The organism is Allochromatium vinosum DSM 180, from assembly GCF_000025485.1.
GTDB classification, from domain to species: Bacteria; Pseudomonadota; Gammaproteobacteria; order Chromatiales; family Chromatiaceae; genus Thermochromatium; species Thermochromatium vinosum.
The window spans coordinates 632,602-657,325 of sequence record NC_013851.1 but is presented as its reverse complement, the minus strand read 5'-3'; the positions used below and the strand labels follow the sequence as shown (position 1 = coordinate 657,325).

General features: G+C 66.0%; 21 protein-coding genes. 17 read left to right on the top strand and 4 right to left on the bottom strand.

What is annotated here, in order from left to right:
* Positions 1-88 precede the first annotated feature (88 nt).
* The 8 genes from rsxB to ALVIN_RS02790 all read left to right on the top strand — a co-directional run bounded on the left by rsxB (position 89) and on the right by ALVIN_RS02790 (position 9,343).
* A complete protein-coding gene (rsxB, locus tag ALVIN_RS02825) occupies positions 89-658 on the top strand; it encodes an electron transport complex subunit RsxB (RefSeq protein WP_012969795.1) in 570 nt (189 codons plus the stop codon).
* Between the two features lie 14 nt (positions 659-672).
* The gene (rsxC, locus tag ALVIN_RS02820; RefSeq protein WP_012969794.1) at positions 673-2,259 is read left to right on the top strand and encodes an electron transport complex subunit RsxC; all 1,587 of its coding nucleotides are present in this window, start codon (positions 673-675) and stop codon (positions 2,257-2,259) included.
* A 24-nt stretch (positions 2,260-2,283) separates the two neighbouring features.
* The gene (gene dauA, locus ALVIN_RS02815) at positions 2,284-3,990 is read left to right on the top strand and encodes a C4-dicarboxylic acid transporter DauA (RefSeq protein WP_012969793.1); all 1,707 of its coding nucleotides are present in this window, start codon (positions 2,284-2,286) and stop codon (positions 3,988-3,990) included.
* Positions 3,991-4,034: 44 nt separating this feature from the next.
* On the top strand, positions 4,035-5,075 hold the full coding sequence (rsxD, locus tag ALVIN_RS02810) for an electron transport complex subunit RsxD (RefSeq protein ID WP_012969792.1): 1,041 nt from the start codon (positions 4,035-4,037) through the stop codon (positions 5,073-5,075).
* On the top strand, positions 5,072-5,728 hold the full coding sequence (rsxG, locus tag ALVIN_RS02805) for an electron transport complex subunit RsxG (RefSeq protein WP_012969791.1): 657 nt from the start codon (positions 5,072-5,074) through the stop codon (positions 5,726-5,728). The genes rsxD and rsxG overlap by 4 nt, the downstream gene beginning before the upstream one ends.
* Positions 5,728-6,426, top strand: a complete 699-nt coding sequence (locus ALVIN_RS02800; protein WP_012969790.1) for an electron transport complex subunit E — start codon at positions 5,728-5,730, stop codon at positions 6,424-6,426. The genes rsxG and ALVIN_RS02800 overlap by 1 nt, the downstream gene beginning before the upstream one ends.
* Positions 6,427-6,575: 149 nt before the next feature.
* On the top strand, positions 6,576-8,255 hold the full coding sequence (locus ALVIN_RS16450) for a diguanylate cyclase domain-containing protein (RefSeq protein ID WP_012969789.1): 1,680 nt from the start codon (positions 6,576-6,578) through the stop codon (positions 8,253-8,255).
* A gap of 197 nt (positions 8,256-8,452) precedes the next feature.
* Positions 8,453-9,343, top strand: a complete 891-nt coding sequence (locus ALVIN_RS02790) for a phosphoribulokinase (RefSeq protein ID WP_012969788.1) — start codon at positions 8,453-8,455, stop codon at positions 9,341-9,343.
* 57 nt (positions 9,344-9,400) lie between these two features.
* On the opposite strand, the gene recQ is transcribed toward ALVIN_RS02790, so the two are convergent.
* On the bottom strand, positions 9,401-11,263 hold the full coding sequence (recQ, locus tag ALVIN_RS02785) for a DNA helicase RecQ (protein WP_012969787.1): 1,863 nt from the start codon (positions 11,261-11,263) through the stop codon (positions 9,401-9,403).
* A 140-nt stretch (positions 11,264-11,403) separates the two neighbouring features.
* A complete protein-coding gene (locus ALVIN_RS02780) occupies positions 11,404-12,003 on the bottom strand; it encodes a hypothetical protein (protein ID WP_012969786.1) in 600 nt (199 codons plus the stop codon).
* A 219-nt stretch (positions 12,004-12,222) separates the two neighbouring features.
* Between ALVIN_RS02780 and ALVIN_RS02775 the strand changes: the two genes are divergently transcribed.
* From ALVIN_RS02775 to ALVIN_RS02765, 3 genes are read left to right on the top strand one after another with little or no spacing between them, the layout of a single operon-like run.
* Positions 12,223-12,819, top strand: a complete 597-nt coding sequence (locus ALVIN_RS02775; RefSeq protein WP_012969785.1) for a TetR/AcrR family transcriptional regulator — start codon at positions 12,223-12,225, stop codon at positions 12,817-12,819.
* 40 nt (positions 12,820-12,859) lie between these two features.
* The gene (locus ALVIN_RS02770; protein ID WP_012969784.1) at positions 12,860-13,969 is read left to right on the top strand and encodes an efflux RND transporter periplasmic adaptor subunit; all 1,110 of its coding nucleotides are present in this window, start codon (positions 12,860-12,862) and stop codon (positions 13,967-13,969) included.
* Between the two features lie 5 nt (positions 13,970-13,974).
* Entirely contained in the window at positions 13,975-17,070 is a 3,096-nt protein-coding gene (locus tag ALVIN_RS02765; protein ID WP_012969783.1) for an efflux RND transporter permease subunit, read from the top strand.
* Positions 17,071-17,127: 57 nt separating this feature from the next.
* Here ALVIN_RS02765 and ALVIN_RS02760 read toward each other — a convergent pair whose 3' ends face one another.
* Positions 17,128-18,099 carry a ChuX/HutX family heme-like substrate-binding protein gene (locus ALVIN_RS02760; protein ID WP_012969782.1) on the bottom strand — a complete coding sequence of 324 codons (972 nt, stop codon included), beginning with the start codon at positions 18,097-18,099 and terminating at the stop codon, positions 17,128-17,130.
* 55 nt (positions 18,100-18,154) lie between these two features.
* Positions 18,155-18,439: a hypothetical protein gene (locus ALVIN_RS02755; protein ID WP_012969781.1), complete on the bottom strand. Its 285-nt coding sequence runs from the start codon at positions 18,437-18,439 to the stop codon at positions 18,155-18,157.
* Positions 18,440-18,760: 321 nt separating this feature from the next.
* On the opposite strand from ALVIN_RS02755, the gene ALVIN_RS02750 reads away from it, so the two are divergent.
* The 6 genes from ALVIN_RS02750 to ALVIN_RS02725 all read left to right on the top strand — a co-directional run bounded on the left by ALVIN_RS02750 (position 18,761) and on the right by ALVIN_RS02725 (position 24,644).
* On the top strand, positions 18,761-20,305 hold the full coding sequence (locus ALVIN_RS02750) for a TonB-dependent receptor (RefSeq protein ID WP_012969780.1): 1,545 nt from the start codon (positions 18,761-18,763) through the stop codon (positions 20,303-20,305).
* Between the two features lie 25 nt (positions 20,306-20,330).
* On the top strand, positions 20,331-21,224 hold the full coding sequence (locus tag ALVIN_RS02745; RefSeq protein ID WP_012969779.1) for a metal ABC transporter substrate-binding protein: 894 nt from the start codon (positions 20,331-20,333) through the stop codon (positions 21,222-21,224).
* 68 nt (positions 21,225-21,292) lie between these two features.
* Positions 21,293-21,931 (top strand): ABC transporter ATP-binding protein, encoded by a 639-nt coding sequence (locus tag ALVIN_RS02740; RefSeq protein ID WP_012969778.1) that lies wholly within the window; start codon positions 21,293-21,295, stop codon positions 21,929-21,931.
* Positions 21,928-22,725 carry a metal ABC transporter permease gene (locus tag ALVIN_RS02735; RefSeq protein WP_012969777.1) on the top strand — a complete coding sequence of 266 codons (798 nt, stop codon included), beginning with the start codon at positions 21,928-21,930 and terminating at the stop codon, positions 22,723-22,725. Before ALVIN_RS02740 ends, ALVIN_RS02735 begins: the two co-directional genes overlap by 4 nt.
* A gap of 116 nt (positions 22,726-22,841) precedes the next feature.
* On the top strand, positions 22,842-24,029 hold the full coding sequence (locus ALVIN_RS02730) for a pyridoxal-phosphate-dependent aminotransferase family protein (RefSeq protein ID WP_012969776.1): 1,188 nt from the start codon (positions 22,842-22,844) through the stop codon (positions 24,027-24,029).
* 12 nt (positions 24,030-24,041) lie between these two features.
* Positions 24,042-24,644, top strand: coding sequence for an SCO family protein (locus ALVIN_RS02725; RefSeq protein WP_012969775.1), 603 nt, complete (start codon positions 24,042-24,044; stop codon positions 24,642-24,644).
* The last annotated feature ends 80 nt before the right edge of the window (positions 24,645-24,724 follow it).

Below are 24,724 nucleotides of genomic sequence, written 5' to 3'. Positions count from 1 at the left end.
GGCCGGAGCGTCCAATGCCGCGCCTCCGTCCCGCGTATCGGCCGTCATCGAGTCATCCGTTGAGTCATCGATCGAGTCATCCGTCGCCATGCTAGCCGCCATCCTGGCCCTTGCCGCCCTCGCCGCCTTCTTCGGTGTCCTGCTCGGTTATTCGGCGATCCGCTTTCGGGTCGAGGGCGACCCCATCGCCGATCAGATCGATTCATTGCTGCCCCAGACCCAGTGCGGTCAGTGCGGTCATCCGGGTTGCCGTCCCTACGCCGAGGCGCTGGCCAAGGGCGAGGACGAGATCAACAAGTGCCTGCCCGGCGGCGAGGCGCTGGTGCTGGCACTCGCCGACCTGCTCGGACGCGAGCCGGTGGCCATGGACATCAAGGAGAAGGCGCCCTCGGTCGCCTTCATCGACCCCGAACTCTGCATCGGCTGCACGCGCTGCATCCAGGCCTGTCCGGTCGATGCCATCATCGGCGCGGCCAAGCAGTTGCACGCGGTCCTGAACAGCGAATGCACCGGCTGCGAACTCTGTGTCGAGCCCTGCCCGGTCGCCTGCATCACGATGCGCCCGATCCGTGAGGACATCCAACGCTGGCGCTGGCCCTATCCGGCCCGTCAGCCGGTCGCGAGCGACATCGCCGCGCCCCTCCGAGACGCCGCCTGAGGAACGCTGCGCGCATGGCCATCGCACTCAAACCCAAATCCACCAGCCAGCGTCGTCTGTGGCGCTTCCACGGCGGCATCCACATTCCGGACCAGAAGGCGCTGTCGAACGAGCGCGCCATCGAGCGTCCGCCTCTCGCCGAGCGTCTCTGGGTGCCGCTGCAACAGCACATCGGCGCGCCGGGGCGGCCGCTGGTCGCCGTCGGCGACACCGTGCTCAAGGGCCAGATGATCGCCGAGCCGACCGGCTTCATCAGCGCCCCGGTCCATGCCCCGACCTCGGGTCGGGTGATCGCGATCGAACCGCACCCGGTGCCCCATCCGTCCGGACTGTCGGCCCCCTGCGCCCTGATCGAACCGGACGGCCTGGAGACCTGGGCCGAACTGCCGCCGCCGCTCGCCGACTATCCGCAACTCGACCCGGCCCTGATCCGCGAGCGCATCCGCTGGGCCGGCGTGGTCGGCATGGGCGGCGCCTCCTTCCCGACCAGCGTCAAGCTCACGCCCGGCACGGACCGCGAGATCCAGACCCTCATCATCAACGGCGCCGAGTGCGAACCCTATATCACCTGCGACGATCGGCTGATGCGCGAGCGCGCGGCGCACATCCTCGAAGGCGTGCGCATCATGCATCATCTGCTGCGGGTGCGGACGGTGCTGATCGGCATCGAGGACAACAAGCCCGAGGCGATTTCGGCCATGCAACTGGCCCTGGCCGCGACCGACATGGGCGGCTATACCGAGATCGTCCCGATTCCGACGCTCTATCCGAGCGGTGGTGAGAAGCAGCTCATCCGCATCCTCACCGGCAAGGAGGTGCCGACGAGCGGCATCCCGGCCCAGATCGGCATCGTCTGCCAGAACGTCGGCACGGCGGCGGCGGTCGCGGATGCCGTGCTCGAAGGCAAACCGCTGATCGCGCGGGTCGTGACGGTCACGGGGCGCGCCATCGCCGAGCCGCGCAATCTGGAGGTGCCGGTCGGCACCCCGATCGAGCACCTGATCGCCCAGTGCGGCGGCTATCGCGAGACGCCACGCAAGCTCGTCTGCGGCGGCCCCATGATGGGCTTCGAACTGCGCGAATCGGCCACGCCCATCACCAAGGCGACCAACTGCGTGCTGGCGCTCGCGCCCGAGGAAGCCCCCGATCCGGGACCGGCGCTGGCCTGCATCCGCTGCGGACGCTGCGCCGAGGTCTGCCCGACCCGGCTCCTGCCGCAACAGATGTACTGGAACGCACGCGCCAAGGATCTCGACCGGGTGCAGGACTACAACCTGTTCGACTGCATCGAATGCGGCTGCTGCGCGCAGGTCTGCCCCAGTCACATCCCGCTGGTGCAGTACTATCGCTATGCCAAGACAGAGATCTGGGCGCGCGAGCAGGAGAAGCGCAAGTCCGAACAGGCGCGCGCGCGTCATGCCGCCAAGCAGGCGCGGCTGGAGCGTCAGGAGCAGGAGAAACAGGCGCGGTTGCGCAAGCAGAAGGAGGCGCTGGCTGCGCCCAAGCCCGAGGCAGACGGCGAAGACCCCAAGAAGGCGCTGATCGAGGCCGCCCGTCAGCGCGCCGCCGCGCGCAAGACCTCAGAAACCGTTCAGGACTGATCGGATATCGGGTTCCATAAGGCCATGTTCTCCGCGCTCAGACACTCACTGGCCCAAAAACCCTCGCGCCCGGAAATCCAGGCCAACGTCCTCGCCGGCCTGACGGTCGGCGTCATTGCGCTGCCGCTCTCGATGGCCCTGGCCATCGCCAGCGGCGTGCCGCCCCAGTACGGTCTCTATACCGCCATCGTCGCCGGTATCGTCATCGCCCTGACCGGCGGTTCGGCCGTCAATGTCTCGGGACCGACGGCGGCCTTCGTCGTGGTGCTGCTGCCGATCGTGCAGGAATTCGGACTCGGCGGTCTGCTGTTGAGCGGTCTGATGGCCGGATTCATCCTGGTCGCGATGGGGTTCGGCCGGCTCGGCAAGCTGATCGAGATCGTGCCCTATCCGGTGATCGTCGGTTTCACCTCGGGCATCGGGGTGGTGATCGCGACCTTTCAGATCAAGGATTTCCTGGGCCTCGAGATCGAGTCACTGCACGGGCACTATCTGGAGATCGTCTCGGTCATCCTGCACGCCCTACACTCGATCGACTGGCGCGAGACCCTGATCGGCATTCTGACGCTGGCCGTCCTGCTGGTCTGGCCGCGTGTGCGCTCACGCATCCCCGGCCATCTGGTCGCGCTGCTGATCGGCAGTCTGGCCGCCTGGATGCTGACGCTGTTCATACCCGGCTTTCAGGTCGACACCATCGGCAGCCGCTTTTCGTTCGAGATTGACGGCGTGACCGGCAGCGGCATTCCGCCCATCCTGCCGACCTTCGACTGGCCCTGGAACCTGCCCGGCGCCGACGGTACACCCATAGGCCTGAGCTTCGAACTCATCCGCCTGCTGTTCCCGGCCGCCATCACCATCGCCATCCTCGGCGCGCTGGAATCGCTGCTGTGCGCGGTCATCGCCGACGGCATGTCCGAGAAAAAGCACGATCCCAACGATGAGCTGATCGGCCAGGGAATCGGCAACATCCTCGCGCCCCTGTTCGGCGGCATCCCCGCCACCGCCGCCATCGCCCGCACCACGGCCAACGTCAAGTCGGGCGGCAGCCTGCCGCTGGCCTCGGTCGTGCACGGCCTCTTCATCCTGTTCGCCATCCTGCTGCTGGCGCCGATCCTGTCGCACATCCCCATGGCCTCGATGGCGGCGCTGCTGCTGATGGTGGCCTGGAACATGAGCGAGGCCAAGCACTTTGCGCGGACGGTCAGGATCGCCCCCAGAGACGATGTGCTGGTTTTGGTCAGCTGCTTTCTGCTCACGGTGCTGCTGGACATGACGATCGCCGTGGGCGTGGGCATGGGACTGGCGGCCGCGCTGTTCATCCGCCGGACCGTCAGCCTGACTCAGACCGCCGTGATCGAGAGCCATAACGCCGACCAGAGCGTGCCGGAGAACGTCGTCGTCTACGACATCAATGGCCCGCTGTTCTTCGGCTCGGCGCAAAAAGCGCTCCGAAACATCGTGCTGGTGCGGCCCAATACGCGCGTGGTCGTGCTCGACATGTCGGAAGTCACACTGCTCGACATGAGCGCCATCGTGGCCATGGAGTCGATCGTGGCAGACTTGAAGCGCAAGCAGATCGGTCTGGTCATCAACAACCTGCACCCGCGCATGATCATGAAGCTCAGGCGCGCCGGCGTGCGCAAGCAGTCGGGCCAGATAGCCTTTGCGCGGACGTTGCACGAGAGTTTCGAGGCCGCGCGCCGAATGTTGCAGCCGCCTGCCGACCCATAGCCCGATCGACGCGGCCAACCCCCTCAACCGCCGGATTCACCGTCATGCCACAGTCCATCATCTCCTCGCCTCATGTCCCGCGCGTGAACCGGGTCGATCGGGTCATGCTCGAAGTGCTGCTGGCGCTCATTCCGGGCATCCTGGTCATGACCTGGTTCTTCGGCTGGGGCACGCTGATCAACATCGTGCTGGCCGTCAGCTTCGCCGTGGCGGCCGAAACGGCTGTGATGCTCCTGCGCGGACGCTCGCCCTGGGTCGCGCTACGCGACCTGAGCGCCGTGGTCACGGCCGTGCTGTTCGCGCTCTCGGTCTCGCCGACGCTGCCCTGGTGGCTGACCCTGCTCGGGATGCTGTTCGCCATCGTGCTGGTCAAGCAGCTCTATGGCGGCCTGGGCTACAACCCCTTCAATCCGGCGATGGCGGCCTATGTGTTCCTGCTGATCTCGTATCCGGTGGCCATGACCACCTGGCTGGCGCCCGCCGGACTGGCCGAGCATCATCTGAGCTTCATGGAGTCGCTGCGTCTGATCCTGAGCGGCACCCTGCCGACCGGGTTCGAATGGGATGCCCTGTCCTCGGCCACGCCGCTCGACGAGATGCGCGGCAAACTCGACCTGGGACAGACCCTCGACCAGATCGGCCAGAGCCGGACCTGGGGCTGGCTCGGCGGACGCGGTTGGGAATGGGTCGGGGTGGCCTTCCTGCTCGGCGGCGTCTATCTGCTGTGGCGGCGCATCATCACCTGGCACATCCCGGTGTCCATGCTGCTGGGTCTGACAGTAGCGGCCGCCCTGTTCTGGGCCATCGATCCGCAGACGCACCCGACACCGCTGTTCCATCTGTTCAGCGGCGCGGCCATGCTCGGGGCCTTCTTCATCGCCACCGATCCGGTGACGGCCTGCACCACCAAGAAGGGCCAGCTCGTCTTCGGCGCCAGCATCGGGATCATCGTCTATGTGATCCGCTCCTGGGGCGGCTATCCGGACGCGGTGGCCTTCGCGGTCTTGCTGATGAACATCGCCGCCCCGACCATCGATTACTACACCCAACCGCGCGTCTTTGGACATGGGAGCGCCCGCACATGATCACCAAGGCCAAATCCATCCTGCTCTCGGGCGTCGTGCTCGGCGCCTTCGCCATCGGCGGCGTCTCGCTGGTCGCCGTCACTCACGGCTCGGTCGGCGAGCGCATCGCCGACAACCAGTATCAAGCGATGAAGCGCAAGCTCGACACCATCCTGCCCGCCGAGCAGATCAACAACGATCCGCTCCAGGACAGCCTGCGCGTCAGCGCGCGCGACCTGCTCGGCGCCGACGCCACCCAGGTCTATCGTGCGCGCCATGATGAATCCCCGGTCGCCGTGGTGCTCGAACCCGTGGTCCCGGACGGCTATGCCGGCCCGATCAAGCTCTTGGTCTCGGTGCTGCACGACGGCACCCTGGGCGGGGTGCGCGTGGTCTCGCATCACGAGACGCCCGGACTGGGCGACAAGATCGAAGAAGCCAAATCGGACTGGGTGCTGGATTTCACCGGCAAGTCGCTGACCAATCCGCCGCTGGAGAAGTGGGCGGTGAAGCGCGACGGCGGTGAGTTCGACCAGTTCACGGGCGCCACCATCACACCGCGCTCGATCGTCAATGCCGTGCGCGACACCCTGCTCTACGTCCAGCAACAGGGCGAGGCGCTCTACCAGCCGATCGAGACTGAAACAGCGACGATCGAGGGAGGTCAGGGCTGATGTCGACACCCCAATCCTACGGCAGCATCCTCAGCGGTGGGGTCTGGAGCAACAACCAGATGCTGGTGGCCCTGCTCGGACTCTGTCCGCTGCTGGCGACCACGACCTCGGCCACCAACGGACTCGGCATGGGTCTGGCGACTCTGGTGGTCATCGTCTGCTCCAACGGCACGGTCTCACTGGTGCGCAATCTGGTGCGCCCCGAGATCCGCATTCCGGTGTTCGTGCTGGTCATCGCCTCCTTCGTGACCCTGGTCGAACTGATCATGCAGGCGTTCTTCTATGACCTGTATCAGGTGCTGGGGCTGTTCATCTCGCTGATCGTGGTCAACTGCATGATCATCGGCCGCGCCGAAGCCTTCGCCTCCAAGAACCGGGTCGACCGTGCCCTGTTCGACGGTCTGGCGGTGGGGCTGGGCGCGACCCTGGTGCTGACCACGCTCGGCGGTCTGCGCGAGTTCGTCGGTCAGGGGACGCTGTTCCATCAGGCCGATCTGCTGCTCGGCGACTGGGCCAAGGCCATCTCGCTGAGTCTGGGCGAGGACTTCCAGGGCGCGCTGATCGCCATCCTGCCGCCCGGCGCCTTCATCGGGTTGGGCCTGATGATCGCGCTCAAGAACCTCATCGATCAGCGTGCTAAACGCCGTGCGGCGGCGCGGGCCGTCCCAGCGGTTCGAACAGACCCATCGCCGGCTTGACCCGAGACCGATCCGCCTCTCCGCTCAGACAGGGTCGCCAGGGATCGGCCTGGCGACCACCCCGGCACCCTGATACGACGAACGGTCACGGCCCACCGGAAATTTCGGTATATCCTTGGATGAACTCAAGCGTCTAGGACGACACCGACTTGCCCCCAGAGTCCGATCACGCCCATGCGTCTCCCGCCGGGCCCGACAGCGGTCGCCCAGGGCCGATCCGGCGTCGGTTCGGTCTGCGCGCGCATCTGGCCCTGGTTCTGTTGACAGTCGCGCTGCTGCCATTGCTGACGCTCTACTGGGCCGAGCGCCATCAGATCCAAGCGGAGGCTCTGGAGCTGACGCACCAGACATTGAATCTGATCGCCGATGTCCAGCAGCGCCGGATCAATCTCGAACTGCGCCGACTGGAGGATCTGACCCGACTGGTGTCGAGCCGCACCCAGATGCGCCTGAGTCTGGCGGCCTATGCTCGCGACGGCGACCCCAAACACCTGGAACTCATCGCACGCAGCCTCGCCGATGCCGTCGGATCGACTCCGGATCTGCGCGGAATCTGGATTCGCGACCCATCGGGGCGAACCCTCACCCAGGCCACCCGCGACGGCACGCTGGCAAACGCGATCGACATGGCCGGCCTTCCACGCCAGGCCCCCGCCCCGATCCTGTTTCGACGCTTCGAGACCCAAAAACCCGAGATCTGGCTGAACGGCCCGCTCGTTCTGAACGAATCCGTCATCGGCAGCGTGCACCTGCTGGTCCGGATGGAGAACATCCTGGCGTTGCTGGAGGACTTCGACAATCAATATCCGGGGGGGGAAACCGTGTTGCTGCTCTGTAGCGGCACGCCGGAAACATTCGCCTGGAGCGCACGGGCCGGGGTGTGGAATCCGGAGACGGCCGCCTCTGATCCACTGAACGATCTGCTCCGAAATCTGGCACAAGACGCGGATCCGGCACGCACGTCCATCGTGCCATCGACTGCAACCCACGGATCGCTCATCTACACCCTGCGCGCGCTCGCGCTCGATTGTTTCCGCCTCCTGGTCCACACCAGTCCGGACAAGATCACCCGGAGCGCACGAAAACATATCATGCTGCTGGTCTATATCACCTTCAGCCTGATCCTGCTGGCACTGGGCGCGGCGGTGATCCTCGCCCACGTCATCGCAAACCCCATCCATGCGATCACGAACGGCATGTACCGCCTGAGCCAGGGCGACTACCACACCCGCATCCCGGAACAGGGTTGGGGCGAGCTGTCACGACTGACCCTGGCCTTCAACGAAACGGCCGCCTCCCTGCAACGCGCGATCCAGGCCCGTCTGCGCTCCGAGCGCGAGCTGGCGACACTGGCCAACACGGATGCACTGACGGGGCTCAACAACCGCCGCCGCTTCATGGAACTCCTGACCCAGCACTTCGACCGGACACGCCATCCCGCGAACAACGGCGCTCTGCTCTACCTGGATCTGGACGGCTTCAAGCCGATCAATGATCACTATGGCCATGATGCGGGCGACGCCGTGCTGCGGATCGTCGCCGAGCGTCTGCGTCGGGTGGTGCGTGAGCAGGACCATCTGGGACGGCTCGGCGGCGACGAATTCGCCGTTCTGCTCGATCGGCTCGAACCCGGCTTCGAACCCGAGTCGGTCGCCCGGCGCCTCGACGAGACCCTGAGTCAGCCCATGACCATCCAAGGCCAACAGTTGCGGATCGGCTGTAGCCTGGGGCTGGTCCATATCACCCCTGACAGCACCCCGTCACGTCTGCTCAAGGACGCCGACGCGGCCATGTATCGAGCCAAGGCGGGCAAGCCGAGTCGCGGCTGAGAAACGCGCGACCTCCGGCCCAGATCCCATTCGAGTCCCGCCATATCTCAGCCCTCCGGGGCCATCGCATACAGCGAGCGAACGTCAATGTTCGTGATATATTAGCGAATCATGTCAAACCTCTTGACCGCTGAAATCCAAGGCGGATACACCGCTTCAAGCATCCAAATAACGAAAGAGAACGGGGAGAGAAATTCATGTCCAAGAAGCATCCGATCGTCGCCGTCACCGGCTCGTCCGGCGCCGGTACCACGACCGTCAAGCGCGCCTTCGAGCACATCTTCCATCGCGACAACATCAGCGCGGCGGTGATCGAGGGCGACAGCTTCCACAGCTACGACCGAGCCACCATGAAGGCCGAGATGGCGGCCTTTGCCAAGCGCGGCGAGAGCCTCAGTCACTTCGGCCCGGTAGCCAACCGCTTCGACCTGCTCGAAGAACTCTTCCGCGAATACGGCGAGACCGGCTGCGGCAAGAAGCGTTACTACATCCATAGCGACGAGGAAGCCCGCCAGCTCAACGCCCGGCTCGGTACTTCGCTCAATCCCGGCGAGTTCACGCCCTGGGAGGATCTGCCGGCCGGCACCGATCTGCTCTTCTACGAAGGTCTGCACGGCCTGGTCGTCACCGAGGACAGCAATGTCGCGCAGCACGTCGACCTGGGCGTCGGCGTGGTGCCGATCGTCAACCTGGAATGGATCCAGAAGATCCACCGCGACAACCTCGAGCGCGGCTATTCGGCCGAGGCCATCGTCGACACCATCATGCGCCGGATGCCGGACTACATCCGCTACATCACGCCGCAGTTCTCGCTGACCGACATCAACTTCCAGCGCGTGCCCACGGTCGACACCTCCAACCCGTTCATCGCCCGCGACATCCCGACGCCGGACGAGAGCTTCGTCATCATCCGTTTCAAGGATCCGAAGAAGCTCCAGATCGACTTCCCCTATCTGCTCTCCATGATCCATGACTCCTTCATGTCGCGCCGCAATTCCATGGTGGTGCCGGGCGGCAAGATGGGCTTTGCGATGGAGATCATCCTCCAGCCCATCATCGAGCGCATGATGGACGCGCGTAGAGTCTGAGCATCCCGCGACGACGGCGGCGAGGGCGAACCGGCCCTCGCGGCTCCTGCTTCAGTCTCACTCCCCCGTCGCTTGCGACGCCGACGGCCCGCCCTGACGAGCCGCATGTTCGGCGATCACACGCAGAAAGCCCTCCCCGAACCGCGCCAGCTTGGTCTCGCCGACGCCGGGCAGACGCCCCATCTCGATCAGCGTGCGTGGTCGCTGTTCCAGCATCGCGCGCAGCGTCGCATCGTTGAAGATGATATAGGCCGGCACGTCCTGCTCCTGAGCCAGCGCGAAGCGGTGTGCGCGCAGAGCCTGCCAGAGATCGGCGGCCTCGGGATCGCTCGGCGCGGCGGCACGGGGCGCCCGTGTTCGATCGCCGGTACGCTTGCGTTCCGGATCGCGCCTCAGTTGGATTCCGCACTCGCCGCGCAACAGCGGGCGACTGGCCTCGGTCAGCCGCAGCGAGCCATGCCCCTCGACGTCCACCGAGACCAGCCCGGCGGCCACCAGCTGACGATAGACAGAGCGCCACTGATCGGCCGTCATCGGACGCCCGTCGACGCTCTGGCCGATGCCGAAGGTGCTGACCCGGTCGTGGCCGAAGCGGCGAATGCGTTCATTGGACTTACCGAGCAGCACGTCGGCCAGATAGGCGCTACCGAAGCGCTGTCCGGTGCGATAGATACAGGACAGCGCCTTGCGCGCCGCCTCGGTGCCGTCCCAGGTCTCGACCGGCTCCAGACAGGTGTCGCAGTTGCCGCAGGGTTGTTCCAGCGGCTCGCCGAAATAGTTCAGCAGCACCTGGCGCCGACAGTTGGTCGTCTCGCACAGCCCGAGCATGGCGTCGAGCTTGTGCAGCTCGATGCGCTTGAAGCGCTCCTCGGCCTCGGATTCCTCGATCAGACGGCGCAATGTCACCAGATCGCTCAGGCCATAGGCCATCCAGGCATCGGCCGGCAGACCGTCACGTCCGGCGCGCCCGGTCTCCTGATAGTAGGACTCCAGACTCTTGGGCAGATCCAGATGGGCGACGAAGCGCACGTCCGGCTTGTCGATGCCCATGCCGAAGGCGATGGTGGCGACCATGATCAACCCGTCCTCGCGCAGGAAGCGGGCCTGGTGCTCGCGGCGCATCTCGGACGGCAGACCGGCGTGATAGGGCAACGCTCTGAACCCTTCGGATTCGAGATAGACCGCTGTCTCCTCGACCCGGCGGCGCGAGAGACAGTAGACGATGCCGGCGCTCTCCGGGTGTTCGCGACGCAGGAAGTCGAGCAGTTGCCGGCGCGGGTTGGTCTTCTCGACGATGCGATAGCGGATGTTGGGCCGATCGAAGCTGGAGACGAACCGGCGTGCCGACTCCAGCCGCAGCCGGGCGACGATCTCGTTGCGGGTCGGGGCGTCGGCGGTGGCGGTGAGCGCGATGCGCGGCACCTGGGGCCAGCGCGCGTGCAATTGTTCGAGCTGGATGTATTCGGGCCGGAAATCGTGGCCCCACTGCGAGACACAGTGCGCCTCGTCGATGGCGAAGAGCGCGATCTCGATCGAATCCAGCAGGGACAGACAGCGCTCGGTCAGCAGGCGCTCGGGGGCGACATAGAGCAGATCCAGCGTCCCGTTGCGCAGTGCGCGCTCGACGGCGCGCGCCTCGTCGAGATCGAGCGAGGAATTGAGGAAGGCCGCGCGCACGCCGAGCTGGCGCAGCGCCTCGACCTGATCCTGCATGAGCGCAATCAGGGGCGAGACCACGATCGCGGTTCCGGGCCGGATCAGGGCCGGGATCTGATAGCAGAGCGACTTGCCGCCGCCGGTGGGCATCAGCACCAGGGCGTCGCCGCCGCCGATCAGGTGCTCGATGATCTCGGCCTGGGCGCCGCGAAAGCGGTCGTAGCCGAAGATACGGCTCAGGATCTCACGCGCTGATTCACCCATCGAATTCGATCAATTCAGCCAAAAAACTTTTCGTGTCTCTTATAGCAGAAAACGGCCCATCGCGAACACGGATGAATGCGATCGAACCGCGTCGGCGCCCGATGCAGGCGGCGCGACGCGGTTTGCGAACCGAACGTACTTCAGATATGAACGCCGCACGTCTTGAGCTGGCGGCGAACGATGGGATCGGTGCGATTCTTCGAGGTCGCGGCCTTCATGAAGACCACCACACGGTCGATGTCGCGGATGACGCCCAGCAGCGTCTCGCCGTCCGGATAGTGCCGGGTCAGCGACTCAAAGGCCAGCTCCATCAGATTCTCATCGGCGCGCGAGATCCCGATCGCGTAGGCGATGTTGCAGGCAAAGCCTGGGTGCCGATAGTGCAGACGGGTGGCGAAGCGGCGCCAGGCTTCGACCCAGCCCTGCCACTCGACCTCCGAGACGCTCTGGCGGCTGGTGCGCAGAAAGAGCACGATCTTGACGAACTCGGCCTGCCAGGCCCAGGGCTTGGCGTCGCTCTCTTTGAACAGGCGCTCGATCACGCGACCGTGGTACTGCTGGCAGTGGTCGCACTGATAGTAGATCGCCAGCGCATAGGCGATGAACTCGCGATCGAGTTCGCTCAGGGTGAAGGGGTCGGACTCTCCGGGCGCGCCCGAAAAAGTATGGGCGTGCAATTCGTTGAGAACGTCATTGAAGGGTTGCCCCTGGATGGACGCGCGGACTGCCTGACTGGCCACTGGAAACCTCTTGATTTAAAAACGACATGGCTGGCGCGGATGCTACGCATCGGCAGAGCGACTGGCAACACAACCGGGAGCCTGGCTCGGTTCGCGACGAACGCCACCTCGCTGGCAGCGCATTGGTCAATCACGCCAGCCTGCTTCGCCACAGTTTGCCGCGCGCCCCCTTGCGCAAAGGATTTGACAAATCGTCATTAACGAACATTAATTAACTTCATGGACACTCGACACAACATCCTCACCGCTGCGGCGGTGCTGTTCGCACGCAACGGCTATGACAAGGTCTCGATGCGCGACATCGCCGGCGCGGTCGGCATTCGCGCGCCGGCGCTCTATAACCATTTCCCGGACAAAGAGCATCTGTACCTGGAGAGCATCGCCCACGTGTTACAGGGCAAGGCCGAGGCGCTGGCGCGGGCGATCGCCGGCGCTGCCCCGGCTTGGACTCGGCTCGAGCGCTATGTCGCGTGTCTGGCCCGGATCTTCACCGAGGATCCGGACGCGCTGCGGCTCATCCAGCGCGAGGTGCTCAACGGCGACGACGCGCGGTTGCGCACGCTCACCGATCAGGTCTTTCAGACGCCGTTTCAGGATATGTTGGACCTGATCCAGGAGCTGGGCCCAGGGCGGGACGCCCATCTCCTCGCGATCTCGGTGATGGCCCTGGTACTCGATCACATCGAGCTCGCCTGTCTACGGCCTCTGCTGCCGGGCTATCGGCCGGAGCACGATGACCCAGAAGTCCTCGCCCGGCATGTCTGCACCCTATTGCGCGCTGGACTCGTGGATGCGGCGCCGTCCGCGCCGCGCTGAAGTGCGCGGTTCTCTTTCCATGCTCATGTGGACCCGCCCCATGTCGATTCGACGCTCGCGATTCCTCTGGCCGCTCATCCCGCTGCTCGCGTCGCTGCTGCTCGGCGGCTGTAGTGATCCAAATCCAAGCACAGCGCCCGCCGGCGAGCCCTCCCCGCGTCCGGCCAAGATCGTGCCGGTGGAGCCGAGCGGTATTGCCGCGATCCGCACCTATCCCGGTACCGTCGAGGCGCGCAATAAGGCTGATCTCTCCTTTCGCGTCCAGGGTCAGCTCGTAGAGCTGCCGGCGGAGCCGGGCTTGCGGGTGCGTCGTGGCGACCTGCTCGCGCGGCTCGACGCGGCGGTCTACCAGAACGTGCTGGCCGAGCGTGAGGCGCAGCTCGCGCTCGCCGAGGTCCGTTACGACCAGGCCCGCACCCTGCGGGCGAAGGATCTGGCCAGTCAACTGGAGCTGGATCAGTCCCGCGCCGAGCTGGAGGTGGCCCGCGCCCTGCGCAACGCCGCCCGGGATCAGGTCGCCTATACCCGCCTCACCGCCCCCTTCGATGGCATGATCGCGCGGGTGAGCGTGGAGAATCACCAGACGGTCGAGGCGCGCTCGCCCGTGCTGCAATTGCAGGACAACGACCGACTGGAGGTACATTTCAGCGTGCCGGAGTCGCTGGTCAGTCAGCTGATGCGGATCCGTGATCCCAAAGCGTTGCAGGACTACTGCGGTCGCGTGCACTTCGCAAGGCATCCGGAGGAAACCTTCCGTGCCTGCCACAAGGAGTTCGAGGCCACCCCGGACCCGCTGACGCGCACCTATCCGGTGGTGTTCACCCTGGACCCGATCGATGCCTTCACGGTGCTGCCGGGGATGACGGTCAGCATCGAACTCGACTTCACACGCTTTCTGCGTGCCGAGGCCCGCACTGGTCTGAGCATCCCGGTGGAGGCCCTGTTCGAGCATGAGGGAGCGACCTGGGTCTGGCGTGTCGATGAGGACATGCGGGCACGGCGTACGGCTGTTACGCCGGCGCGCCTCGCCGGGGACCGGGTGCTGATCGCCGAAGGACTCGAATCCGGCGACCGGGTCATCGCGGCCGGTGTCGGCTTCGTGCGCGAAGGCATGCAGGTACGTCCCTTCGTCAAGGAACGGGGGCTCTGAGCGCGATGGATCTGACCGGATACACCCTGCGCAACCGCACCGTCTCCTGGATGGTGGTGCTGCTGCTGATCGGCGGCGGCGTGTCCGCCTTCCTCGGCCTCGGGCGGCTGGAAGATCCGGCCTTCACCATCAAAGAGGCGATGATCCTGACCAGCTATCCCGGCGCCTCGTCGCTGGAGGTGGAAGAAGAGGTCACGCTGCCGCTGGAAGAGGCGCTGCAACAACTGCCCTATGTCGATCACATCACCTCGACCTCTAGCGACGGCTACTCGCAGATCGAGGTGCAGATGCGCAGCATCTACCGCAAGGCGGCGCTGGCGCAGATCTGGGACGAGATGCGGCGCAAGATCAACGATGCGACCGGCCGGTTGCCTCCAGGGGTTCAGGCGCCACAGATCATCGATGACTTCGGCGATGTCTACGGCGTCTTTCTCGCCGTCACCGGCTCCGGCTATCGCTACGACGAACTGGATGACTATGTCGACTTCCTGCGCCGCGAGCTGATCGTGGTGCCGGGGGTGAGCAAGGTCAGCGTCGGCGGCACTCGCGAGGAGCAGGTCTTCATCGAGGTCGATCGCGCCAAGCTTGCGGCGACCGGTTTCGGCCTGTCGGATATCGAGGCTCTGCTGCGCGATCAGAATCTGGTCGGGGATGCCGGGGATATCCGAGTCGGTACCGAATCGGTGCGTGCTCGCTCGCGCAGCGACAACGGCGACGGGTTGTCGCGGCTGCGAGATCTGCTGGTGGGCCAGGTGGACGGTCAGGTGGTCTACCTGCGCGATGTGGCGCGCGTGACCCTGGGCTATACCGAACCGCCCTCGCATCTGTACCGCTTCGATGGCCAGCCGGCGCTCGGCGTAGGCATCTCGTTTCGCGCCGGGGTCAATGTCGTCGAGGTCGGCCAGGCCATTGAGGCGCGTCTCGCCGCGCTCGCACCCGAGCGCCCGCTCGGCATCGCGATCACCAGCATCTACAACCAGCCGGCGGCGGTGGCGCAATCGGTCGATACCTTCCTGGTGGGGCTGGCGCAGGCGGTGGGCATCGTGGTTGCGGTCCTGCTGTTCACCATGGGACTGCGCCCCGGCATCCTGATGAGCGGCGTCTTGCTGCTGACCATCCTCGGCACCTTCATCCTGATGGGTATCACCGGCATCGAGCTGCACAGGATCTCGCTCGGGGCACTGATCATCGCGCTGGGCATGCTGGTCGATAACGCCATCGTCATCACCGAGGGCATCCTGATCGGGGTCAAGCGCGGCCTGACCCGAGTCGAGGCCGCCATGCGGATTGTGAGCCACACTCGCTGGCCGCTGCTGGGCGCCACCCTGATTGCGATCACGGCCTTTGCGCCGATCGGACTCTCTCCGGACGTCAGCGGCGAGTTCACGGGCAGCCTCTTCTGGGTGCTGCTGATCTCGCTGCTGTTGAGCTGGGTACTGGCCATCACGCTGACGCCGTTCTTCAGCGTGCTGATGTTTCGCGAGCAACCGGCGGCCAAAGACGGCGAGGTGTTCGCGCCGGCGGACCCCTACGCCGGTGTCTTCTATCGACTGTACCGCAAGATCCTGCGCCTGTGTCTGCGTTTTCGCTGGGGAACCATGGCCCTGATGATCGCCGCACTGCTGGCCGCCGTGCTGGGCTTTGGCCAGGTCAAGAACGCCTTCTTCCCGGCCAGCTCGCTGCCGATGTTCATGGTTGACTACTGGTTGCCCCAGGGCAGTGACATCCGCGCCGTGGAGGCCGATGTCGCCCAGCTGGAGGCGGAGCTACTGGCGTTTCCGGCGGTACGCCATGTGACCGCCACCATCGGCCGCGGCGCCGAGCGTTTCATGCTCACCTATGCCCCGGAGCTGAGCTATCCGAGCTACGCCCAGTTGATCGTCGAGGTCGACGACTTCGACTCAGTGGCGCCGACGATCGAAGCCCTCGATCATCGGCTTCGGGAAGGTTATCCGCAGGCCTTCACCCGCATTCAGCGCTTCGAGATCGGCCCCAGTACCAAGGCCAAGCTGGAAGCGCGCCTGATCGGCCCGGACCCGGAGGTGCTGCGTGACCGGGCCGATGCGATCATCGCCATCCTTGAGGCCGAGCCGGGGGCCATCAACGTCCGGCACGACTGGCGCGAGCGGACCAAGGTCTATCAGCCCGTTCTGAACGAAGCCGAGGCGCGTCGGCTCGGCATCACCCGCCAGAACCTGGATCAGGCACTGGCGATGACCACAGACGGCGTGCGCATCGGTCTCTATCGTTGGGGCAGCCGGCTGCTCCCCATCGTCATGCGCCCCCCCGAGACCGAGCGCGATCGGGTCGAGCAACTGGAGGATATCCTGGTCTACAGCCCGGTGAAGCAGGCCTATGTGAACGTTGGGCAGTTGGTGCTCGGTGCCGAGCTGGTCTGGGAGGACGCGCTCATCAAGCGTCGTGACCGTAAACGGACCCTGGTGGTGCAGGCCGACCCGGCGCCAGGACTCATGCCCTCGAAGCTCCACGCCAGCGTCCGCAACGCGATCGAGGCGGTACCGCTACCGCCCGGCTACGCGCTGGAGTGGGGCGGCGAATATGAGGCCCAGCAGGAGGCCAATGTTGCCGTGTTCGCCTTCGTCCCGCTCGGCGTGCTGATCATGATCGTGCTCACCGTGCTGCTGTTCGGCTCGGCCAAGCAGACACTGGTGGTGTGGATCACCGTGCCGCTGTCGCTGATCGGCGTCACCGTCGGACTGCTCTCGACCGGTGCACCCTTCAGCTTCATGGCTCTGCTGGCGCTCATCAGCCTCATCGGCATGCAGCTCAAGAACGGCATCGTGCTGGTCGAGGAGATCAAGCGCCTGCGCGAGGAAGAAGGCGAGGACTGGCGGCCCGCCATCGTCGAGGCCGCCGTCAGCCGCGTGCGCCCCGTGACCATGGCCGCCCTGACCACCATCCTTGGCATGCTGCCGCTGCTGGCCGATGTCTTCTTCAAGCCGATGGCCGTGACCATCATGTTCGGACTCGGCTTCGCGACGGTGTTGACGCTGTTCGTGGTGCCGGTGCTGTTTGCGCTCTTCTATGGGGTGAGCGATCGTCCTGCGCCCGACGGTGGTGCAACAGATTGCCTCGTGTGAGTGTGACACGGCGTCTTGAACACGCCGGATCATGTGTCGTGGCAGGCCGGTCGCGGTTTAGAACAGCGCATTGACCAGCAGACGCCAGATCGGACTCGGCGCCCCACCCGCCGGCACCAGATCCTCCATCAGCAACAGTGCACGCCCCGACTCGTCGTAGAGCCTGAGCTGATGACGGCGGCCATCCGACCCGAGACGCTCTACCACCCAGGCACTATCGATCGACTCAGGATCGAGACGCAGGCGCACGCCCTCACCCGACAGCTCGATCCAGCCATCCGCGCATTGGCGATAGGTATGTAAACAGCCATCGAATCGCTGTACCGCGCCGGCCGTGCCCATCGTCACCCGCGTCATGAGCGACTGATCGGCGACCGTCTCCAGGAAACAGGGAATCAATTCCGCCGCCGCCAGCCGCGCGCGGCCCTGAGCACGCAGACGCGCCGGAGTCAGATTCAGCCAGCCGCAGCATTCGGCCAGATCGGCGATCTCCACATCCTGACGCCCCTGCTCACGCCAGCGCGCCAGGGTGTGCATGTGCGCGCTCAGACCGGACTGGCGGACATCTGGCCGACTCAGCGGCATCACCCGCCCCTCCTCGATCCGGTAGGCACGGATCAGGGTTTGCAGCGCGAATGGATGGGTCTGCGCGTCGACCGAGAGACTCAGCAGCTCGCTGCGGTCGCGCGCCTCGATCGCCAAGTCCTGGAAACGGCGCTCCACCGACTCGGGTCGCTGCACCAGCGCATGCCAGGTGTTGAGCAAGACATGGAGCCTGAAGCTCTCGCCACGGGCCAAGCCGATACCCTCATCAATGTGGATGGCCTGGAGTTGCATCCGCTGTCGCAGACGGATTCCGGACAGCCGGGTCTCGACCCACAGCGGATCGAGACAGGCGAGATCCCAGAGCAGTTCGGTCCAGTGACCGGTCAGCCGCAGTGGACTGGAGGGTTCGGGCACGAGATCGAGCCAGGCGTCGGCTTGGCGCGGACGGAATGCGAGGGTCGAGCTGAGGATCGGGGCGGACATGGATGGACTCCGGACGTCGATGTGAACAACGGGCGTGACTGGATTGGGCTGGCCTTCAAGCCGGAAGACAGACGTCGGCACGGCCGGCACCCTGCCCATGCCGCGCGGCGAGCCAGTGCCAGTGACGGGCGAAGCGTCGATAAGCGCACTGCTCGGCCGGATCGAGCCGGAAATCCGGGCGCAGATAGAGCGCATCGATATGGGCGACGACCGCCTCGGCCAGATCGGCTGTGGCCTGGTGGGCATAGCGCCGGATGAGATCGCTCAATCGGTCGCGTAGGACATCGGATCCGAGATGGACGAGCGAATCGGCGGACGGACGCACGTCGAGGTGTTGCATAGCCTGGTTCTCCCGTGGGCTCAGGTTGATCGCAAGCATCTGGCGGGCGGCTCCGGATGAACGGATGGAGCGGCTGGCGTGGTGGGTTCCGGGCGGAGGCGGAGCCGGAGTCGTGCCGTGACCATCGGGCACAACCATCAAATAAGAATTATTATTGATTAGATTAGAGCCGAATTCGGGCGCTGTCAACCAGGATCACACCGTTGGAAGCCAGTGAATCGTTCGGGTGTTTCAAGGAATCAGGTTGTCTCTAAAAATGTTATTTCATAACATTTACGCATACCCATTCGACCGACATCCATCCAGGCAGGAGTTCCATTCATGCGCCCATCGATCCTGGCCGCTGGTCTGGCCACGGCCCTGACCGTACCGGCCGCCGCTGTTGAGGCGTCCAGTGCGGCTGAAATCGCCGAGCTGAAATCCATGCTCGAACAGATGCGCACTCAATACGAGCGCCGCATCCAGGATCTGGAGGATCGGCTCGCCCAGGCCGAGCGCCGGTCGGCGCGTGCACCTGCACCGGCTACTCCAGCCGCGACCGATCCGGCGATCTCCCAGCCGATGCGCGCTCCGAGCGTGGGCGCCTCCGCACCGGCCGCCACCGCGCCACGCCTCCCCGACTTCCGGGGCACGCTCAGTTCGGGCACAGCCTTCAATCCGCAGATCTCGGTGATCCTCAACGGCAACTATTACAACGATGGCATCGACGGCTCGGGCGCGGCGCTGGTCGGTCAGGCGCTGCAACCCTCGGGCGGTCTGGCGCATGATCATGACCACGACCACGCACAGGACGCCGATCATGGCCACAGTCACGGCGGGCTGAACAACGGCTTCAACTTCAGCGAGGCCGAACTGTCCTTCAGCGCCACGGTCGATCCCTATTTCGACGCCGCCGCCCATCTCGCCGTCATGGACGAGGGCGATGTCCATCTGGAGGAAGCCTGGTTGCAGACGCGCGCCCTGCCCCACGGGCTGCGCGTCAAGGCCGGCAAGTTCCTGAGCGACTTCGGCTACGCCAACAAGCAGCATCCGCATGCCTGGGACTTCGTCGATCAGAACCTGGCCTATCTGAACCTGCTCGGCGAGCACGGTCTCCAGGACATGGGCGTCCAGCTCACCTGGTTGCCGGAGCTTCCGGTCTATACCCTGCTCGGGGTCGAGGCACTCCAGGGTGATCAAGAACGCTTCGGCGCCACACTCAGTGATGAGGATCAGGAGCGGCTGGGGCTGGACGCGACCGAGGACGGCCCGCGACTCTGGACGCTCTTCGCCAAAGTCGCCCCGGACCTGGGTCTGGATCACGCGCTGCAATTCGGCGTCTCCTATGCGCGCAACACCCAGCATCAGGAAGTCCACGCGCATACCCATGCCGGCGAGGACGAAGTCCACGAGAACGCCCTGGCGGGCGAGGCCGATCTCTGGGGCGTGGATCTGGTCTACAAGTACGACGGCTCAGGCCCGCACGGTCAGGGCGACTTCAAGTTCCAGACCGAGTATCTGCGTTCGATCAAGGATCTCGACATCCAATCCAGCCCGCATCCCGAGATCATCGGTTCGCGGCGCACCTTCACCACCGACGGCGTCTATGCTCAGGCGCTCTATGGCTTCGCGCCGCGCTGGACGGCCGGGGTACGCTATGACGTGGTGGGCCTGACCAACGCGGTCAGCGGAGACGCGCAGCTCGACTATGGCTCATCGGATCGCTGGAGTCTGAATCTGACCTGGAACCTGTCGGAGTTCTCGCAACTGCGCGCCCAGTATGCGCGCAACGATATCCTGGTGGCGGAGAACGAGCGTGAGCGCTTCGACGCCTTCTACCTGCAATTCCTGATGAGCCTGGGCAGCCACGGCGCCCATGCGTTCTAGACCGCGAAGACTGGAGCATCCGATCATGTCATTCCGAATCCTGATCGTTTTGATGGGGCTGTGTCTGATGGGGAACGCACCGGCCGCGCCGCTCGACGTGGTCGCGACCAGTCCGAGCCTGGGGGCGCTGGTGCGCGCCGTCGCCGGTGAGCGTCTGGAGCCGACCATCCTCGCCGGTCCCGAGCGCGATCTGCACCAGCTCCAGGCCAAGCCGAGCATGATGCGTGCGCTGCGGGATGCGGATCTGGTGGTGGCCATCGGCGCGGAGCTGGAGGTCGGCTGGCTGCCGGCGGCCATTGCCGGCGCGGCCAATCCGGCGATCCAGCCGGGACGGGACGGCTATTTCGAGGCCGCCGCCCAAGTCGAACTGCTCGATGTCGGCGGACCGGCCGACCGTGCGCTCGGCGACGTGCATCCGGTCGGCAATCCGCATGTCGATCTGGACCCGGTTCGTATGGCGCGCATTGCCGCCGCCCTGGCCGAGCGGCTGGCGCGGCTCGATCCGGCGGGGGCCGAGATCTATCGCAGCGGCGCCGCCGTCTTTGCCCAGGCGGTCGAGCAGCGTGTCGCCGACTGGCGCGCACGGCTGGCCGGGGCGCCGGGCGTGCTGCTCTATCATCGTGACGCGATCTATCTGCTCGACCGCTTCGGCGTGCCGTTGCTCGGAACCATCGAATCGACGCCGGGCGTGCCGCCGAGCGGACAGGATCTGCTCGACCTGACGGCCAAGCTCAAGGGGCGCGCCGGCGTGGTGATCCAGGCGCCCTATCAGTCACCCCAGGCGCCGGCGAAGCTGGCGCGCGATCTGGGCTGGCGTCTGGAGCGTCTGCCGCTGGCGCCGCCGCTGGAGGCCGACGGCACCGGCTATCTGGAGCACATCGAGCGCTGGGTCGAGGCCATCGCGGCGGCTCGACCCTGAGTCCGAGCGTCGAGCCTGCGCCGAATTCGCCCCTTTCACCCGACCCTCAAACCGGCTGAACGCTGCCCATGTGTGCGCCTGACCCTCGCCCCCTGTTACAGCTCGATGCCCTGGTCGCCGGCTATGCGCGACCGGTGGTCGGGCCGGTGTCGCTGTGGCTCGCGCGCGGCGAGGTGCTGGGACTCTGGGGACCGAACGGGACGGGCAAGTCGACGCTGCTCAAGGCCATCGGCCGGTCGGCGCGGGTCTTTTCGGGCTGTATCGAACTTGAGTCCGGCGCCACGCTGGCGCATCTGGATCAGCAGCCGGTGCGGCTCCCGGCCATGCCCGTGACCGGACGCGAGCTGCTGCGGGCGGCGGGTGCCCGACCCGAGGAGCCGGAGCGGACAGGGAGGCTGCCGGACGTGCTCGCGCCGCTTCTGAAACGGCGCATCGACCGGCTGAGCGGCGGTCAGTATCAGCTGCTCTGGGTCTGGTCAGCGCTCGCGACCGGCGCCGATCTGGTGTTGCTCGACGAGCCGACCAACAATCTCGATCCGGCCAATCGCGCTGCGTTGATCGAGATCCTGGGGCGGGAGCGCGACGGGCGCGGGGTGCTGATCGTCAGCCATGATCACGACTTTCTGGAGCGCGTCTGTTCGCGTCTGCTCGAAGCACGTGACACGGGCCTCGTCGAGGTGCGGACGGCTCGGGGGCCAGGGTCATGAGCGAGATGCTGTTCGATCCGCTGTTCCAGTTGCCGCTGCTGACCGGGCTGCTGCTCGCCGGGCTGCTGCCGGTGCTGGGCGCGCTGGCGATGCTGCGTGATGAATGGCTGGCGGCGCTCGGGTTGGCGCATCTGGCTTCGGCGAGCGCGCTGCTCGGTCAGGTGCTCGGTGTGCCGGCGTTGATCGGGGCGACCCTGGGGGCGCTCGGCGGCGGGGCGATCAAGACGTTCCTCGCCGCGCGGGGCAATATCGCCTATGGCTTCATGATCCTGGCCGGCTGGTCGGCGACGCTGCTGATCGGCGCCAATACCGCGCTCGGTGAGCAACTGGCCCGATCGCTGGTCGAGGGGCAGCTCTATTTCGCCGGAATCGCCGAGCTGGCGGCCGGTCTGCTGCTGTTGGCGCTCTGCATCCGGTATCTGCCGCGACTCATGCGGCCGGTGCTGCGTGCGCGCTTCTTTCCACGCTACGAGACGGCCAACCGGCTTGCGGCCTGGCGCTGGCATCTGGGTCTGGATCTGCTGACGGCGGGCGGGCTGGCCATTGGTACCCTGACGCTGGGGCTGATGGGGACTTTTGCGCTGGTGCTGGTTCCGGCCTGGATCGCGTTCCGATTGGCTCCGAGCTGGCGCTGGACGCTCATTGGGGCCAGTCTGACCGGCGTGGTCGGCTATCTGCTGGCCTTCGTCGCCGCGCTCGAACTCGATCAGCCATTCGGACCCGTGCTGGTCGGCGGGCTACTCGGGCCAGCGCTGCTCACTGGATGGCTGGGACGACCGGCGCGGTTCGGGTGAGTGCGCCGTCGCCCCCAAGCCAGCGCGCGAAACCGGCCCGCCTCTCCTCGCCGAACGCGGATCGCGGATCGCGTTTATACTCGCCGGCCAGTCGATCGATTCTTGGGGTACCGCCGATGACCATTCGCTCCTTCAATCCTCCTGTTCGCACCCTCATGGGTCCAGGCCCGGCCGACGTCCACCCGCGCGTGCTCGCCGCCCTCGCCCGCCCGACCATCGGGCATCTCGACCCGGCCTTCGTCGGCATGATGGACGAGGTCAAAGACCTGCTGCGCACCGCCTTCCGCACCCAAAACGCCCTCACCATGCCGGTCTCGGCCCCCGGCTCGGCGGGCATGGAGACCTGCTTCGTCAATCTGGTCGAGCCGGGCGACGAGGTCGTGGTCTGCATCAACGGCGTCTTCGGCGGGCGCATGAAAGAGAACGTCGAGCGCGCCGGCGGCGTGCCGATCGTGGTCCAGGGCACCTGGGGCCGCGCCGTCGATCCCGATCAGGTCGCCGACACCCTCGCGCGCCATCCCAACGCCCGCCTGCTCGCCTTCGTCCAGGCCGAGACCAGCACCGGCGCCCAGTCCGACGCACGCGCCCTGGCCGAGATCGCCCGCCGTCACGACTGTCTGACCATCGTCGATGCCGTGACCGCGCTCGGCGGCTCGCCGCTGGAGGTCGACGCCTGGGGACTGGACGCGGTCTATTCCGGCTCGCAGAAATGTCTGTCCTGCGTGCCCGGACTGGCCCCCGTGACCTTCAATGAACGCGCCCTGGACAAGATCCGCGCGCGCCAGACCAAGGTCCAGAGCTGGTTCCTGGATCTGAATCTGGTCATGGGCTACTGGAGCGGCGAGCAGAAGCGCAGCTATCACCACACCGCGCCGGTCAACGCCCTCTACGCCCTGCACGAGTCGCTGGTGATGCTGGCCGAAGAAGGCGTCGAGGCGGCCTGGAAGCGTCACGCCCATCATCATCTGGCCCTGCGCGCCGGACTGGAGACCCTGGGACTGGAACTGATCGTGCCCGAGTCCGAGCGTCTGCCCCAGCTCAACAGCGTCGCCGTCCCGGCCGGCATCGACGAGGCGGCCCTGCGTGCACGCCTGCTGTCGCGCTACAACCTGGAGCTGGGCGCCGGACTCGGCGATCTGGCCGGCAAGGTCTGGCGCATCGGACTCATGGGCTACAGCAGCCGTCCGGCCAACATCCTGCTCTGTCTGGGCGCCATGGCCAGCGAGCTGGACACCATGGGCTATCGCGCCGACGCGGGCGCGGCCATCGCGGCGGCGCGCGCCGTGCTCGACCAGGCGGCTTGAGGTCCGCGCGGCATGTTTCTGCGCAATCGCCATGGTCTCGGTGTTCGCCTGATCTTCGCACTCGGGGCGATGGCGCTCTTCGTGCTCGGTTATCAATGGGGCAACCAGCAGCAGTTCGGCCATGCCGAGCCGGCCCGAATTCATGGCGTCCTGATCCAGCCGCCGGGCGAGATCCCGGAATTCAGCCTCCGCGACCCCTTCGGGCGGCCGGTCGGGCGCGCGGATCTGGCCGAGGGCTGGACGCTGCTGGCGTTCGGTGATCTCGCCGACGCGTCGGGACAGCGCGCCGCGCAACGCCTGATCGAGACCCGCAATCGGCTCGCCGATCAACCGCCGCTGATCGCCTCGCTCCGGTTGATCCTGATCCAGACCAGCGAACGCCTGGAGCTGGCGCGCGACTTCGCCCGACTCTCGCCGGCACTGCGGCCGCTCGCCGGGCCGCCCGAGTCGATCGCGCCACTGCGCGACGCCCTGGGACTGACGAGCGAAGTCGTTCCAGCGCTCTTCGTCATCGGCCCGGACGCCCGGTTGCTCGCCATCCTGCCCGAGACCGAGAGCGGCGCCGGGATGGCCGAGGACATCGAAACGCTGATCGCGACCCAGGCCCGTCCCTGACGCTGCTCAGGAAGACGCGAACAGCCCCGTCCAAAATTCTTTGCGCTCTTTGTGCCTTTGTGGTTCAAAGACGCTTTTTC